The organism is Mesorhizobium sp. B2-3-11 (assembly GCF_006442215.1).
Lineage (GTDB): Bacteria > Pseudomonadota > Alphaproteobacteria > Rhizobiales > Rhizobiaceae > Mesorhizobium > Mesorhizobium salmacidum.
On sequence record NZ_VFVS01000004.1, the window covers coordinates 38,702 to 52,985 of the forward strand.

At 63.7% G+C, this 14,284-nt stretch carries 14 protein-coding genes; 11 read left to right on the forward strand and 3 right to left on the reverse strand.

The genetic code is table 11. The annotated features are described in order from the left end of the window. The first annotated feature begins 83 nt into the window (after positions 1-83). From FJ960_RS07440 to ugpC, 6 genes are all read left to right on the forward strand, one after another. Positions 84-1,322, forward strand: coding sequence for an extracellular solute-binding protein (locus FJ960_RS07440; protein ID WP_140503433.1), 1,239 nt, complete (start codon positions 84-86; stop codon positions 1,320-1,322). A gap of 76 nt (positions 1,323-1,398) precedes the next feature. Continuing rightward, positions 1,399-2,283, forward strand: coding sequence for a sugar ABC transporter permease (locus FJ960_RS07445; RefSeq protein ID WP_140712878.1), 885 nt, complete (start codon positions 1,399-1,401; stop codon positions 2,281-2,283). Then, a complete protein-coding gene (locus FJ960_RS07450; RefSeq protein WP_140712879.1) occupies positions 2,283-3,128 on the forward strand; it encodes a carbohydrate ABC transporter permease in 846 nt (281 codons plus the stop codon). Before FJ960_RS07445 ends, FJ960_RS07450 begins: the two co-directional genes overlap by 1 nt. Further along, on the forward strand, positions 3,125-4,147 hold the full coding sequence (locus tag FJ960_RS07455; RefSeq protein WP_140503438.1) for an SIS domain-containing protein: 1,023 nt from the start codon (positions 3,125-3,127) through the stop codon (positions 4,145-4,147). Before FJ960_RS07450 ends, FJ960_RS07455 begins: the two co-directional genes overlap by 4 nt. Further along, positions 4,147-5,085 (forward strand): PfkB family carbohydrate kinase, encoded by a 939-nt coding sequence (locus FJ960_RS07460; RefSeq protein WP_140503440.1) that lies wholly within the window; start codon positions 4,147-4,149, stop codon positions 5,083-5,085. Before FJ960_RS07455 ends, FJ960_RS07460 begins: the two co-directional genes overlap by 1 nt. Further along, on the forward strand, positions 5,072-6,157 hold the full coding sequence (ugpC, locus tag FJ960_RS07465) for a sn-glycerol-3-phosphate ABC transporter ATP-binding protein UgpC (RefSeq protein WP_140712881.1): 1,086 nt from the start codon (positions 5,072-5,074) through the stop codon (positions 6,155-6,157). Before FJ960_RS07460 ends, ugpC begins: the two co-directional genes overlap by 14 nt. 35 nt (positions 6,158-6,192) lie before the next feature. On the opposite strand, the gene FJ960_RS07470 is transcribed toward ugpC, so the two are convergent. Further along, positions 6,193-6,726 (reverse strand): TetR/AcrR family transcriptional regulator, encoded by a 534-nt coding sequence (locus FJ960_RS07470; protein WP_140509808.1) that lies wholly within the window; start codon positions 6,724-6,726, stop codon positions 6,193-6,195. 145 nt (positions 6,727-6,871) lie between these two features. Here FJ960_RS07470 and FJ960_RS07475 point away from each other — a divergent pair, with 145 nt between their 5' ends. Both FJ960_RS07475 and FJ960_RS07480 read left to right on the forward strand, forming a co-directional pair. Further along, the gene (locus FJ960_RS07475; protein ID WP_140712883.1) at positions 6,872-8,161 is read left to right on the forward strand and encodes an efflux RND transporter periplasmic adaptor subunit; all 1,290 of its coding nucleotides are present in this window, start codon (positions 6,872-6,874) and stop codon (positions 8,159-8,161) included. Further along, the gene (locus FJ960_RS07480) at positions 8,158-11,241 is read left to right on the forward strand and encodes an efflux RND transporter permease subunit (RefSeq protein ID WP_140712885.1); all 3,084 of its coding nucleotides are present in this window, start codon (positions 8,158-8,160) and stop codon (positions 11,239-11,241) included. The genes FJ960_RS07475 and FJ960_RS07480 overlap by 4 nt, the downstream gene beginning before the upstream one ends. Before the next feature lie 105 nt (positions 11,242-11,346). Here FJ960_RS07480 and FJ960_RS07485 read toward each other — a convergent pair whose 3' ends face one another. Next, the gene (locus FJ960_RS07485) at positions 11,347-11,802 is read right to left on the reverse strand and encodes a L,D-transpeptidase (protein ID WP_140712887.1); all 456 of its coding nucleotides are present in this window, start codon (positions 11,800-11,802) and stop codon (positions 11,347-11,349) included. A 339-nt stretch (positions 11,803-12,141) separates the two neighbouring features. Here FJ960_RS07485 and FJ960_RS07490 point away from each other — a divergent pair, with 339 nt between their 5' ends. Next, on the forward strand, positions 12,142-12,474 hold the full coding sequence (locus FJ960_RS07490; RefSeq protein WP_140712889.1) for a hypothetical protein: 333 nt from the start codon (positions 12,142-12,144) through the stop codon (positions 12,472-12,474). A 40-nt stretch (positions 12,475-12,514) separates the two neighbouring features. Then, entirely contained in the window at positions 12,515-12,682 is a 168-nt protein-coding gene (locus FJ960_RS29425; protein ID WP_181174174.1) for a hypothetical protein, read from the forward strand. A 71-nt stretch (positions 12,683-12,753) separates the two neighbouring features. On the opposite strand, the gene FJ960_RS07495 is transcribed toward FJ960_RS29425, so the two are convergent. Then, positions 12,754-13,455 (reverse strand): response regulator transcription factor, encoded by a 702-nt coding sequence (locus FJ960_RS07495; RefSeq protein WP_140509798.1) that lies wholly within the window; start codon positions 13,453-13,455, stop codon positions 12,754-12,756. A 45-nt stretch (positions 13,456-13,500) separates the two neighbouring features. Between FJ960_RS07495 and FJ960_RS07500 the strand changes: the two genes are divergently transcribed. Beyond that, a complete protein-coding gene (locus tag FJ960_RS07500) occupies positions 13,501-14,274 on the forward strand; it encodes a response regulator transcription factor (protein WP_181174175.1) in 774 nt (257 codons plus the stop codon). Positions 14,275-14,284 lie beyond the last annotated feature (10 nt).

Here is a 14,284-nt window from a genome sequence, read left to right on the forward strand (position 1 = left end):
TCAGGTCACGCGAAACGGATCCGGGAAGACGATGCCGAATGCCTGGCAGCGCCGGCCCGTCAACGCTGCAATGGGAGAAGAAAATGCTTAGGACGATCACCAAGACACTGGTCGGCGCGGTTTTTGCCGGAGGACTGCTCGTCCCCCATGCCTTCGCCGAGACGACGCTCAATGCGCTCTTCATGGCGCAGGCCGCCTACAGCGAGGCCGACGTGCGCGCCATGACGGATGCCTTCACCAAGGCCAATCCCGACGTCAAGATCAATCTCGAATTCGTTCCCTATGAAGGCCTGCATGACAAGACCGTGCTCGCCCAAGGGTCGGGCGGCGGCTATGACGTCGTGCTGTTCGACGTCATCTGGCCGGCCGAATACGCCACCAACAAGGTGCTGGTCGATGTGTCGTCGAAGATCACAGACGACATGAAGAAGGGCGTGCTGCCCGGCGCCTGGACCACCGTCCAGTATGACGGCAAGTATTACGGCATGCCGTGGATCCTTGACACCAAATACCTGTTCTACAACAAGGGCATCCTGGAAAAGGCCGGCATCAAGGCCCCGCCGAAGACCTGGGAAGAGCTCGGCGCACAGGCCAAGATCATCCAGGACAAGGGTCTGCTGAAGACACCGATCGCCTGGAGCTGGTCGCAGGCCGAAGCCGCGATCTGCGACTACACCACGCTGGTCAGCGCCTATGGCGGCGACTTCCTCAAGGACGGCAAGCCGGACTTCCAGAATGGCGGCGGCCTGCTGGCTCTGAAATACATGGTAGACAGCTACAAGTCGGGTCTCACCAATCCCAATTCCAAGGAATTCCTGGAAGAGGACGTTCGCAAGGTCTTCGAAAACGGCGATGCCGCCTTCGCGCTGAACTGGACCTACATGTATAACATGGCCAACGACCCGAAGGACTCGAAGGTAGCCGGCAAGGTCGGCGTCGTGCCGGCGCCGGGCGTTGCCGGCACCAGCGAAGTGTCGGCCGTCAACGGCTCGATGGGTCTCGGCGTCACCGCGGTCTCCAAGCATCAGGACGAGGCCTGGAAGTACATCACCTTCATGACCTCGCAGGCAACGCAGAACCAGTACGCCAAACTCTCGCTGCCGATTTGGGCCTCGTCCTATGACGACCCGGCCGTCACCAAGGGCCAGGAGGAACTGATCGCCGCCGCCAAGCTTGGCCTGGCCGCCATGTATCCGCGCCCGACCACCCCGAAGTACCAGGAGTTGTCGACCGCCCTGCAGCAGGCAATCCAGGAATCGCTGCTCGGCACGGCCTCGCCGGAAGATGCCCTGAAAACCGCCGCGCAGAACAGCGGCCTCTGATTTCCACCCATTGCGGGCGGCCTTGTGCCGCCCGTGCTATTTCTGAAATCGTGTTGAATTGAAAGAGGCTGCTCCGATGTCGAGCACCTGGATGACAACCCGCGCCTGGCTGCTGATGCTGCCGCTGCTCGTGGTCATGGTCGCCGTCATCGGCTGGCCGCTGGTCGATACGGTCGGGCTCTCCTTTACCGATGCCAAGCTGGTCGGCACGGCCGGCAATTTCGTCGGCGTCGACAATTACACCAACATGCTGTCGAGCTCGAATTTCTCGCGTACGCTGATCACCACGACATTGTTCGCGGTCATTTCGGTCGCCGCCGAAATGGTGATCGGCGTCCTGGCCGCCCTTCTGCTCAACCAGGAATTTCGCGGCCGTGCCATCCTGCGCGCCCTCATGATCCTGCCGTGGGCGCTGCCGACCGTGGTCAACGCCACGCTGTGGCGGCTGATCTACAATCCCGAATATGGCGCGCTCAACGCCGCGCTGACGCAACTGCATCTTATCGACGCCTATCGGTCCTGGCTCGGCGAGCCGGGCACGGCGCTGGCTGCCCTCATCGTCGCCGATTGCTGGAAGAACTTTCCGCTGGTGGCGCTGATCGCGCTCGCCGCCCTGCAGGCGGTACCACGCGACATCACCGCGGCCTCGCTCGTCGACGGCGCGGGACCGTTCAATCGCTTCCGTTTCGTCATCCTGCCCTATCTCGCAGGCCCGCTGATGGTGGCGCTGGTGCTGCGCACCATCGAGGCTTTCAAGGTCTTCGACATCATCTGGGTGATGACCCGTGGCGGGCCGGCAAACACCACGCGAACACTGTCGATCCTCGTCTACCAGGAAGCGTTCTCCTTCCAGCGTGCCGGCTCGGGCGCGTCGCTGGCGCTGATCGTCACCTTGCTCATCACGCTGCTCGCCGTCGCCTATGCGGCCCTGGTGAGGAAGACCGCAGGGAGTGCCGCCTGATGGAACGCAAGAGCCCCACTTTCACCATCTTCATCTATGCCTGCGCGCTGCTGCTCGCCGCGATCATCCTTGCGCCCATCGCCTGGCTGTTCATCATGAGCATTTCGCCGGCCGCCGATCTTGCCGCCAAGCCGCTGCGCTGGTGGCCGCAGGCAGCCGATTTCTCCCGCTACCAGCTATTGCTGTCGACGGCTGAAAACAGCGCCGGCGCCGCCTTCACCTCTTCGCTGCGCAACAGTCTCGAGATCGCCGGCATGGCGACGCTGGCGGCACTCGCCTTGGCCATTCCCGCCGGCTGGGCGGTGTCGCGCACGCCCGCGATCGGCTGGTCGCTGTCGATGGTCATCGCCACCTACATGCTGCCGCCGGTGGCGCTGGCCGTGCCGCTCTATATGGGCCTGTCGCATCTCGGCCTGCTCAACAATGTCTTCGGCCTGGCGCTGGTGTATCTCACTATCCTGGCGCCCTTCACCACCTGGCTGATGAAATCTGGTTTCGATTCCATCCCGCGTGAGATCGAGGCGGCGGCGATGATCGACGGCGCCGGCCTGTTCCAGACACTGCGCATCATCACGTTGCCGCTGGCGGCACCGGTGATGGCGACATCGGCGCTGTTCGCCGTGCTGCTGGCCTGGGACGAATTTTTCTATGCGCTGCTGTTCACCTCGGACCAGCGCGCCAAGACCTTGACCGTCGCCATCGCCGATTTGGCCGGCGGCCGTGTTTCCGACTACGGATTGATCGCCACGGCCGGGGTGCTGGCCGCGCTACCGCCGGTGCTGATCGGCCTTGTCATGCAGCGGGCGCTGATCTCGGGCCTGACCAGCGGCGGTGTGAAAGGATGACCATGACTGCAACAGGAATTCGGCCGGCCGGACTGGTCGCCATCGATCGCGAAATGCAGCGCCAGCATGCGGATGCGCGCGCTTCATTCGAACAAAACACCGCCATGGCGCTAAAGGTCGCCGGCTCGATCAGGAAGACCGGACGCCTGCTCCTGCTTGGCATGGGCGGCTCGCATGCGGTGGGGCGTGCCGTTGAGCCGCTCTATCGCACGCTGGGCATCGATGCGCTGGCGCTGCCGCTGTCCGAACAACTCGGCCAGCCGCTGCCGCTCGAAGACCGCACCGTGATCGTGACCTCGCAATCCGGCGAGAGCGCCGAGGTCGTCAGATGGTTTTCGCAGACCGGCGGCAGCTCGGATATTTTCGGCCTGACGCTCGAAGGCGGTTCATTTCTCGCCCGCACTGCGCCTTGCCTGGTCGGCGCTGGTGGCACTGAGCTGGCTTTCGCCGCGACCCGCAGCCTGACCGTGACCCTGGCCCTGCATCTGGCCATCCTGGCTGCTCTGGGTGAGGATCCGGCCGCCGCGCTTGCTGTGCTCGAGGCTCCGCAGGATTGCGTCATCGCCCCCGCACTTGTCGCGCTTGGCAAGGTGGACACGATCGTCACCTCCGGTCGCCGCCTGCAAGGCGTGGCCGAAGCCCTGGCGCTTGGGCTGACCGAACTGTCGCGGCTCCCCTGCTTTTCGCTGGAAGGCGGCCAGTTGCGGCACGGGCCGATGGAGATGCTCGGCCCCCAGATCGGCGTCGTCCTGTTTCGTGGTGACGACCCGACGTCGGACCTTGTCACCGCCATGGCCCTTTCGGTGGTAGAGGCCGGCGCGCCGCTGGTCATCTTCGACGCGTCCGGGCAACCGCCTGTCGTCGGCGCCGTCACGCTCTCGTTCAGATCAGCATCGGGGATGGCCGCTGTCTTCGCCATGCTGCCGGTGGCGCAGCGCCTGATGATCGCCTTCGCCGACAGCCGCGTCGACAATGCCGGCACGCCCGTGCGCACCACCAAGATCACCAGGAGCGAGTGATGCGTCCGCTGGCGGTAATCGGTAACGTCAATGTCGACCTGATTGTCGGCCCGATCGCGCCATGGCCGAAGGCGGGAACCGAGACCGTCGTCGACCATGACGAATTGCGGGTCGGCGGCCAGGCCGGCAACACCGGGCTTGCCTGGCAAGCGCTGGGCATCGATTTCGCGATTGCCGCCAATGTCGGTGACGACCAGTTCGGCCGCTGGCTTCGCGAAGCGTTTGGATTTCGCGCCGAGAAATGGGCGGTCCGTCCCGAAGGTACGACCTTGTCGGTCGGCATGACCCATCCGGATGGCGAACGAACTTTCTTGACCACGCGCGGCCACCTGCCCCGCTTCAGCCTCGGCGATGTCTTGTCCGTTCTCGACGGCGGCGCGCTTTCCGGTGGCTATGCATTGCTCTCCGGCTCCTTCCTGACCGAGGACCTCACGCGCGACTATGAAGCTTTCTTCGACTGGACCGACAGCCACGGCATATCAGTGGCGCTCGACACTGGCTGGCCGATCGATGGCTGGACCGAGGCCAATTGCGCCGCGACAAGGGCGTGGCTCTCGCGCTGCGCGCTGGCGTTGTTCAACGAAGTCGAGACGGTGACCCTGGCGGGATTGCCAGGTCCTGAGGAAGCGGCGCGTGAAATCCGATCCAGCATGAGGCAAGGTGCGACGTTTGTGGTCAAGCGCGGGCCGCGTGGCGCCATCGCCATCGGCCCGGATAATACGCTTGTCGAAGCCGTCGCGCCCGATGTCCGTGTCGTCGACACGATCGGGGCCGGCGACGTCTTCAATGCCGCCTTCCTGGCCGCATTGGCACAGGAACAGCCGCTGTCCGCCTGCCTCCGCGCCGCGACGCATGTCGCCTCGCGCGCCATTTCCACCTTGCCCCGCAACTATGGCGGGCCGATGCAGTTCGAGGGTCCCATGCATGAGCGCGCTTGAAATCCGCGGCGTCCGCAAGAGCTATGGCAGTGTCGAAACGCTGAAAGGCATCGACATCGCGCTGCAGAGCGGTGAATTCCTGGTGCTGCTCGGCTCATCCGGCTGCGGAAAATCGACGCTTCTCAACATCATCGCGGGACTGGCCGAAGCCACGAGCGGCGACGTGCTGATCGGCGGCCGCTCGATACTCGGCGTACACCCCAAGAACCGCGACATAGCCATGGTTTTCCAGTCCTATGCGCTCTATCCGAACCTGACCGTGCGCCGCAACATCGGCTTCGGACTGGAGATGCGCGGCGTCGCGGCCGACGAGCGTGACAGGGCGGTGAACGAAGCGGCAAGGCTGCTGCAGATCGAACCTCTGCTCGACCGCAAGCCGAGCCAGCTGTCCGGCGGCCAACGCCAGCGCGTCGCCATCGGCCGAGCGCTGGTACGCAAGCCGCAGGTCTTCCTCTTCGACGAGCCGTTGTCCAACCTCGACGCCAAGCTACGCCTGGAAATGCGCACCGAGTTGAAGCGCCTGCACCAGATGCTGCAGACCACCGTCGTCTATGTCACCCACGACCAGATCGAGGCGATGACGCTGGCCAGCCGCATCGCTGTCATGCGCGACGGCAGGATCGAGCAGCTCGGCACCCCGGAAGAAATCTACAACGACCCGGCAACACTCTATGTCGCCGGCTTCGTCGGCGCGCCGTCGATGAATACGCTTCAGGCCACCATTGCCGGCGGCAGGCTGGCCATTGCCGGGTCCGATGTACGGATCCCTTTGCCCGCGCGCTATGCGAATGCGGCTCGTGAGCGCGCACAAATGGTCGTCGGCATCAGGCCGGAAGCGCTTCGTGTGGCGACCGGAGCCGCCACGGACCTGTCATTGCCGGTGGAGATCGAGGTGGTCGAACTGACTGGCCCTGAACTGGTCACCACGGCCCGGATCGGCGCGCAGCGGCTGACGGCTTGCTTGCCGCCGCGAGCCCAGCTCGCCAAGGGCGAAAAGCGCAACCTCACCTTCGACGAGGCCGCGCTTCGCTTGTTCGACCCCTCGACAGGCAAGGCCTTGCCGGCGATTTGAGATCACAGCGTCGTCCTGCACCCGCGCAGGCAGGCCTATTTGGCGATCTCGAGAAGTGACGATACCAAGAGTTGGCGCTCGTCCTTCGACAGCACGTCGGAATCGAACAGGTTCATGCTGCGCAGTCCTTCGATGGCGAGATAGCAGACCAGCAGCGATCTGAGGTCCGGCGCCTCGCCCTTCAGGCGCTCGAAAAGCTGCCGCTTGAATGTCTTTATCGGCGTCATGAAATCGGGATCCTCGGCGATCGCCGAAAAAATCCAGGATGCCGACGGCTGCTTTTCCTCGCAATCCTCGGCTGACAGTCTGATATAGACGGCGAGGGGATTTTTGCCGTTGTCGTTGCTGTTCGCGGTTTCCAGCGCTTGCTCGAAATCGCGCAGATAGTCTTCGACGAGGCCCTGCATCAATTTGGCCTTGGTCGGAAAATTGTAGAGCAGCCCACCCTTCGACACGCCGGCGCGGCTGGCGACGGCATCGAGCGACAGGCTACCGGGCCCGGATTCCCGGGCAACATCAGCCGCCGCGGCGAGAATCTTCTCGCGCGAGTTCGGTCTTTGGGCTCTCATGGTGCCTCCCATCGCAAGCTTAGGCCCAATTGACAAGACCGTCCAGACGGTACAGTAAGACCGCCACCATTTGAAATCGGGACCCACAGTCCGTATGTGTCCCGAGTCCGTGCTTCGCGCCGGATTTTCGACTGAGGGGACTTCCTTGTTCAAGCGCATACTCCGTGTCTTTATCATTATTGTGGTTCTTGCCGTGCTCGTCATTGTGGTCGGCGGCATCGTCGGCTTCAATTTCCTGCGCGACAACGGCATCAAGCAGTATTTCGCCACCATGAAGCCGCCGGCGGCGACCGTGTCGACGACCATCGTCAAGCCGTCGAGCTGGACGCCGGGCGTCGAGGCGATCGGTACGGTGCGGGCCGTGCGCGGTGTCGACCTGACGGTCGAGACCGCCGGCATCGTCAAGCAAATCCCTTTCCATGCCAACCAGAAGGTGGCGGCCAATGCGGTGCTGCTGCAACTCGACGACGCCGTCGAGCGCGCCGATCTTGATGCGCAGAAGGCGCAGGCGGCGCTCGATCAGACCACGCTGACCCGCGCCATCGAACTGACAAAGCGTGGTGTCGGCTCCGACTCGACGCTGGACACCGCGCGTGCGGCGGCGTCCGCTTCGGCATCCCAGGTCACCAGGCTGCAGGCCGTGCTCGACCAGAAGCAGCTTACCGCGCCTTTCAACGGCACCGTCGGCATCCCGAAGATCGATCTCGGCCAGTACCTGTCACCTGGCACCTCGGTGGTGACGCTCCAGGATCTCGACACGATGCGGGTCGACTTTTCAGTGCCCGAACAGCAACTCCCGCTGCTCAAGATCGGCCAGACCGTTCGGCTCGGCCTTGGTGGCGACGACAAGCCATTTGCCGGCGCCATTCGGGGCATCGACCCCAAGATCGACCCCTCCAGCCGGCTGGTGAACATCCGGGCGGAAGTCGCCAATCCCGAAGGGAAGTTGACCCCAGGCCAGTTCGTACAGGTGCGCGTCGAACTGCCCGCGGAGCAGAACGTGCTCTCCCTGCCGCAGACGGCGCTGACCACCAGCCTCTATGGCGACTACATATTCGTGGTGCAACCGGCGAAACCCGCCGGGGCGTCCCCGGCGCAGCCGGCCAAGCCGGGCGAAAAGCCAGCCGCTGCGGCCACCGACAAGCCGGCGGACGCCAAGCCCGCGGACAAGGCCGCTTCCGATGCCGCCAAGCCAGCAGCGGCCGATCCGGCCAAGCCGGCGGCCGAAGGTGAGAAGCCCACGCTGGTGCTGTCGCAGGTCTTCGTCAAGCCCGGCCGCCGCAATCAAGGCATGGTCGAGATCGTCGAAGGGCTCAAGGCCGGCGACGAGGTCGTCACCGCGGGTCAGAACCGCCTCTTCAACGGCATGACCGTCAACGTCGACAACACCATCGACCCGACCAAATCGGCAAACAAGCAGGCCGACCAGCAATGAGCTTTTCCGATCTCTTCATCCGCCGGCCGGTCCTTTCGACCGTCCTTGCCTGCATGATCCTGCTGCTCGGTTTCCAGGGCATCTTCAACCTGTCTATCCGGCAGTATCCGAAGGTCGACGAAACCGCGATCACCATCACGACGGCCTATCCGGGCGCCAGCGCCGACCTGATCCAGGGCTTCATTTCAGCCCCGATCGCGCGCGCCGTCGCCTCGACCGAGAACATCGACTACGTCACCTCGTCCAGCCGGCCGTCCTCCAGCACCGTGACGGTGCAGATGAAGCTCGGTTCCAATCCCGACGTGGCGCTGACCGAAGTGCTGTCCAAGGTCCAGGGCGTGCGCGGCACCTTGCCGGACGCCTCCAAGGACCCGGTCATCGTCAAGGGTACGGGTCAGCAGTTCGCGATGATGTACATCTCGATGCAGAATCCGAACATGACCAAGGAGCAGCTGACGGAGTATATCGAGCGCGTCATCAGGCCCCGCATGTCGACGGTCGAAGGCGTCGCCGACGTGCAGATCTTCGGCGCCCAGGAATATTCGATGCGCGTCTGGATCGACCCGGTCAGGCTTGCAGCGCGCGGCGTGACGGCGGCAGAAGTGCTGACGGCGATCAACAATTCCAACTTCCTGTCGGCGCCCGGCAACACCCAGAACGAATATGTCGTCTCGTCGATCACCGTGCGCTCGACGCTGCAGACACCGCAGGCCTTCGCCGAGTTGCCATTGCGCTCGACCGACGGCAATGTCGTGCGCCTGCGCGACGTGGCCCGTGTCGAACTCGGCGCCGAGAACACCGACACCAGGGTCTCCTTCAACGGCAAGCCCGGGACCTTCCTCGCCATCTTCCCGACCCCGGCAGCCAATCCGCTGACCACCGCGGCAGCGCTCACCAAGCTCGTCCCGCAGATCCAGGAGACGCTGCCCAAAGGCATGACGATCGAGGTCGTCTACGACGCGACCGGACAGATCAGCGCCTCGATCGAAGAAGTGTTCAAGACCATCGGCGAGGCGGTCGCCATCGTCGTCGTCGTCATCCTCCTGTTCCTCGGTTCGTTCCGCTCGGTGATGATGCCGATCATCACCATTCCGCTGTCGTTGATCGGCGTCTGCTTCCTTTTGTTCGCGGTGGGCTATTCGATCAACCTTCTGTCGCTGCTGGCCATGGTGCTGGCGATCGGCCTTGTCGTCGACGACGCCATCGTGGTGGTGGAAAACATCCATCGCCACATGGAAGAAGACCACATGCCGCCCATGCAGGCGGCCTTCAGCGGCATGCGTGAGATCGCGTCGGCCATCGTCGCCATGACGATGACGCTGGCCGCCGTGTTCGCGCCGCTGGCCTTCACCGGCGGCCTGACCGGCGCCCTGTTCCGCGAATTCGCGGTGACGCTCGCCGGATCGGTGGTGCTGTCTGGCGTCATTGCCATCACCATCACGCCGATGATGTCGGCGCGTCTCCTGAAGCCCGGCAATGCCGGCCGTTTCCAGCGTATCGTCGACGGCACCTTCTCGCGCGTCGAGCACGTCTATGAGCGCGCCGTCACCGGCTCTTTGAACTATCGCCCGCTGACGCTGCTCATCGTGCTGGCGCTTGTCGGCGTGACCGGCTTCATGTTCACCAAGACCTCGACGGAACTGGCGCCGGAAGAAGACCAGGGCTTCCTGCTCTCGCTGGTGACGGGGCCGCGCTATGCGACCTCCGATTACACCGAGACGTACGTCAACCAGATCCTGGGCCTGGTCAAGGATATTCCCGAAACCCGGGCGCAGTTCTCGGCCGTCGCGTTCGGCGGCACGACCAACAGCGCCTTCGTCGGTTTTGCCTTCAAGGATTGGGCGGAGCGGAAGCGCAATTCGAAGGAGCTGCAGGCCGACATCACGGCTCGTATTGCCAAGGTGGCGGGTGTCCAGGCGTTTGTCTTCGCACCGCCGACGCTGCCGGGCTCCGGCGGCGGCTTGCCGATATCCATGGTGGTGCGCTCGACCGGGGATTCCGCTCAGGTCTACGAGGAAGCCGAGAAGATCAAGAACAAGGCGCAGGCGTCGGGCCGCTTCATCGTCGTGCAGAATTCGATGGCCTATGACGCACCGCAGGTGACGGTGACCATCGACCGCGACCGCGCGGCCGCGCTCAACCTGCCGATCGCCGACATCGGCCGGACGCTGACGCTGCTGGTCGGCGGCGCCGAAGTGGCGCAGTTCGACCGCGACTCCAACAGCTATGACATCATCCCGCAGGTGCCGCAGGAATTCCGCGACAACCCCGAAAAGCTCGGCGAGTACTTCGTGCGCAGTGTGACGGGCGAGATGGTGCCGCTATCAGCCGTGGTGAAGATTTCGAACAATGCGTCGCCAGCGGCAATCGAGCAGTTCAACCAGCTGAATTCATCGACGATCTCGGCGCTGCCGCTGCCCGGCGTTACCACCGGCGATGGTTTGAAAGTCCTCGAGGACATTGCCAGGGAGAGCCTGCCCGACACCTTCTTCATCGACTATTCCGGCCAATCCCGGCAGGAGAAGGAACAGGGCAACACGATCCTGATCGCTTTCGGCGCGGCCGTCATCGTCATCTACCTGGTGCTGGCGGCGCAGTTTGAAAGCTTCCGCGATCCGCTGATCATCATGATGGCGGTGCCATTGTCGATCTTCGGCGCGATCGTGCCGCTCAATCTGGGCCTCGGCACGCTCAACATCTATACGCAGGTCGGCCTGATCACGCTGATCGGCCTGATCACCAAGCACGGCATTCTGCTGGTCGAATTCGCCAACCAGCAGCGCGAACTGCATGGCATGAGGCGGCGTGACGCCATCATCGCCTCGGCCAAGGTGCGCCTGCGGCCGATCCTGATGACGACGGCCGCGATGGCGCTGGGCGTGGTGCCGCTGATCGTTTCCAGCGGCGCCGGCGCCGCGGCCCGCTATTCGATGGGCCTGGTCATCTTCACCGGCATCCTGGTCGGCACCATGTTCACGCTGTTCGTCGTGCCTATGTTCTACACCTTCATCGCCAGCAAGGACCTGCCGCATCTGGCGGAAAAGCCGGATCCAAAGCTAATGCCGGCGCTGCCGAGCTGAGGCACAAGGCGCAAGAAACAAAAAGAGGCCGGGATTTCTCCGGCCTCTTTTTTTGGGGGTCGCTCCAGCAACTCCGGCACATGGCCGAATGCGGCAACCTGCCTGCTACTTGACGATGACGATGCTGGTGTTGGCCGGGCCGAAGGTCTCGATGAGCTGGTAGAAATCGGCGGCATTGTCCGGGTGCAGCCGCACGCAGCCATGCGAGGCCGGCTGGCCGAGGCGCTTGATGGCATAGGTGGCGTGAACCGCATAGCCGCCGCTGAAAAAGACCGAATGCGGCATCGGCGCGTTGTCGTACTTTTTCGAATACCACATCTCATGCATGCGCGTCGGCTTGAACGAACCGGTCGGCGTGACATGCGCCCTGTCGCCGGTGGAAACCTTCCAGGCGAAAGTCGGCCGGCCGTCGACCGAGACTTCCATGACCTGCTGCGACAGCGAAACGCGCGCCACGATGCTGTTGGCGGCATGGGCGGCGTTGGCGCCGAATAGAAGCGCGCTGCCCACGAGCGCCGCGAAGGTGATGTTGATGAGCTTTGCGGAAATAGTGGTGTGCATGATGTCCCCTCTCTGCCGGCCCGGCCGGCTCAATTCGATGAGCGGCTTATCCCTGCGGCATGTTTCGGAGAGATTTCGCGAAGTGCTCGTTTGTGTTTCGAAACTGTTTCCTCTGATTAACAGGCCAAACCCCGCATTCTCGGCACTGCCCGCCCCCAAACGCGGGATCAAGAATGAAGTACATAGGTATTCATCCCGAAACGAAAGTTCGAACCATCCATATGAAAGAGATCAGATCGATTTCGAAACCAAACTGCAACAAATCGCGGATTTTGGCGGCATGATGCGGATACGGACCGGAGGCAAAAGTTGACGTAACGAAAGCAGACGGCAACGACCATGGGAACGAAAACGAACACGCGGTCCTGGCTCTTCAGGATCAGCATCGCGGCGGCGGCCATCGGCGGCATCGGCACCATTGCCGGTGCCCCCATGGCAAAGCTGGCGACGATGAGTTCGAGTGAGATTTCGACCCTGCACGTCGCCCTGTTTTGCGCCACGGTCTGGATCGTTTCCAGCCTGCGCATCGCCCGGTTGAAGGCCCTCTGGCGGGTTGGCCTTCGGCTGCTGGCATTGCGCGGCCCCTCCGGCAACTTGCTGCCGAGAGGACCGAAGGCCCGCGCCGCGACGGGGGGCTCCGTGGGCGGCGCGGGCACTTCGGGAGTTTCCTGAAGCGACCCGCGATACAGTCATCTTTTTGGGGAATTCCGATATGAAAACAAAACTCGCGGCTTCGGTGCTTTCCGCACTGCTGTATGCGCAGGGCCTGCTCGGCTTTGCCGCTCTCGCCAGTGTGCTCTTCAAGGAGCGCGCTCATGCAAGCGAGTTCGCCGCCGGCGGCGACATGGCCTCGGGCCCGTCATTGCTGGTGGTGCGCTGAACCTCGCGGGCATCGGCGCGGAAATGGAAAGTCCGATGCTCATCCGGGGAGCCAACTGGAAAAGCCAGCCGTCAGTCGGCGAACTGCCGTGGCGGATCGAACCTGTAGCCGGCGCCGCGTATGGTGGTGATGGTCTCGGTGTCGAGCTTGCGGCGCAGCCGCACGATACGCGAGTCGATCGAGCGATCGAAAGCGTCGGCATTCTCGGCCGGTGCGGCGGCGATAATGTCGTCACGCGTCAGCACCTTGCGCGGGCTCGCCAGGAACAGCCTGAGCAGCGCCACCTGGCCGGGCGAGAGCTGCTCCTGCGTACCGGAGCGATGCATGACGATCGCCGATCTCAGATCGACGGTCGCATTCTCCAGCACGATCAGTTCCTGGGTGCCCCTGCCGCGCCGCGAAAGCAGGCCGCCGACACGCGCGGCGAGTTCCCTGACATTGAGCGGACTTTCGACGACGTCGGCGGCGCCAAGCTCGAGCGCCAGCACCTTGTCGAGGAGATCGGCCGGCCGGCATATCAGGATGAAATCCGGTCCATGCTCGCCGCCCCCACTTTGGCCCCCATAACGCCTGAGCAGATCTCGCCCTTCCGCCTGGCTAACGCTGTCCCCGACGACGACGACATCGATGCCTCTGCCCGCCAGCAGCGATTCCGCCTCCCAGGGCTGCCGCGCCTGGCGCACGTCATGGCCGCGCCGCTCAAGATGGTCGGCAAGCTCGGTCGCCACGACGTCGGCAACGGAAACAAGCGCGATGACGGCTCGTGCGGCCATGTTTTCCAACCGTTCCCTGGCAACCGGATATGAGTACTGGACATCATGTTTATACCCAATCTACTTTCCACTGAAAGTGGGAGCGAGAGCATCGTGCGGGCAAGAATTGTCATCGTCGAGGACGAGCCCGACCTGAGGGACGCGGTCGCCGAATATCTCGGCGCCGCCGGCTATGATGTGGCGACCGCGGAAACCGCGGCCGCCGCGCGCAGCCTGATCGAGACGCAGCCCTTCCATCTGGCCATCCTCGACATCGCCATGCCGGGCGAGGATGGCCTATCGCTCGGCCGCTGGCTGCGCTCGAAAATGCCCATCGGCATCATCTATGCGACCGCCGCCGGCACCGCGCTCGACCGCATCGTCGGGCTGGAACTCGGCGCCGACGACTATATCGTCAAGCCATATGAACTGCGCGAAGTGCTGGCCAGGGTGCGCAGCGTGCTGCGCCGTGTCCCGCAGCCGACGGAGCCGCAGGACAGGAAAGCCAGGACCGACCGCCGTTCCGTGGCCTTCGGCCCCTTCCAGGCGGATCTCGACGGCAGGCTGGTCACCGGCGCCAATGGTACGGTGATCGACATGGCCAAGAGCGAGTTCGACGTGCTGGAGGTTTTCCTGACCCGAGCCAACCGGCTGCTGACCAGGGCCGCGATCTCCGAGGCGATCGGCTTCACCGAAGATCCGGAATCATCGCGCGCCGTCGACATCCGCATCATGCGGCTGCGCAAGAAGATCGAGACTGATCCGGCCAACCCGAAATTCCTGCGCACGGTGCGCGGCGAAGGTTATATCTTCTCGCTGCCGACCAGCGACGGCAACTGAGCGTCAGACC

Excerpts from the sequence above, each read along its gene's own strand:
- FJ960_RS07495 (WP_140509798.1), bottom strand. The coding sequence starts at position 13,455 with ATGGCCGCACGAGCCGTCATCGCGCTTGTTTCCGTTGCCGACGTCGTG.
- FJ960_RS29425 (WP_181174174.1), top strand. The coding sequence starts at position 12,515 with ATGAAAACAAAACTCGCGGCTTCGGTGCTTTCCGCACTGCTGTATGCG.
- FJ960_RS07450 (WP_140712879.1), top strand. The coding sequence starts at position 2,283 with ATGGAACGCAAGAGCCCCACTTTCACCATCTTCATCTATGCCTGCGCG.
- FJ960_RS07480 (WP_140712885.1), top strand. The coding sequence starts at position 8,158 with ATGAGCTTTTCCGATCTCTTCATCCGCCGGCCGGTCCTTTCGACCGTC.
- FJ960_RS07440 (WP_140503433.1), top strand. The coding sequence starts at position 84 with ATGCTTAGGACGATCACCAAGACACTGGTCGGCGCGGTTTTTGCCGGA.
- FJ960_RS07470 (WP_140509808.1), bottom strand. The coding sequence starts at position 6,726 with ATGAGAGCCCAAAGACCGAACTCGCGCGAGAAGATTCTCGCCGCGGCG.
- FJ960_RS07445 (WP_140712878.1), top strand. The coding sequence starts at position 1,399 with ATGTCGAGCACCTGGATGACAACCCGCGCCTGGCTGCTGATGCTGCCG.
- FJ960_RS07490 (WP_140712889.1), top strand. The coding sequence starts at position 12,142 with ATGGGAACGAAAACGAACACGCGGTCCTGGCTCTTCAGGATCAGCATC.
- ugpC (WP_140712881.1), top strand. The coding sequence starts at position 5,072 with ATGAGCGCGCTTGAAATCCGCGGCGTCCGCAAGAGCTATGGCAGTGTC.
- FJ960_RS07455 (WP_140503438.1), top strand. The coding sequence starts at position 3,125 with ATGACCATGACTGCAACAGGAATTCGGCCGGCCGGACTGGTCGCCATC.
- FJ960_RS07485 (WP_140712887.1), bottom strand. The coding sequence starts at position 11,802 with ATGCACACCACTATTTCCGCAAAGCTCATCAACATCACCTTCGCGGCG.
- FJ960_RS07500 (WP_181174175.1), top strand. The coding sequence starts at position 13,501 with ATGTTTATACCCAATCTACTTTCCACTGAAAGTGGGAGCGAGAGCATC.
- FJ960_RS07460 (WP_140503440.1), top strand. The coding sequence starts at position 4,147 with ATGCGTCCGCTGGCGGTAATCGGTAACGTCAATGTCGACCTGATTGTC.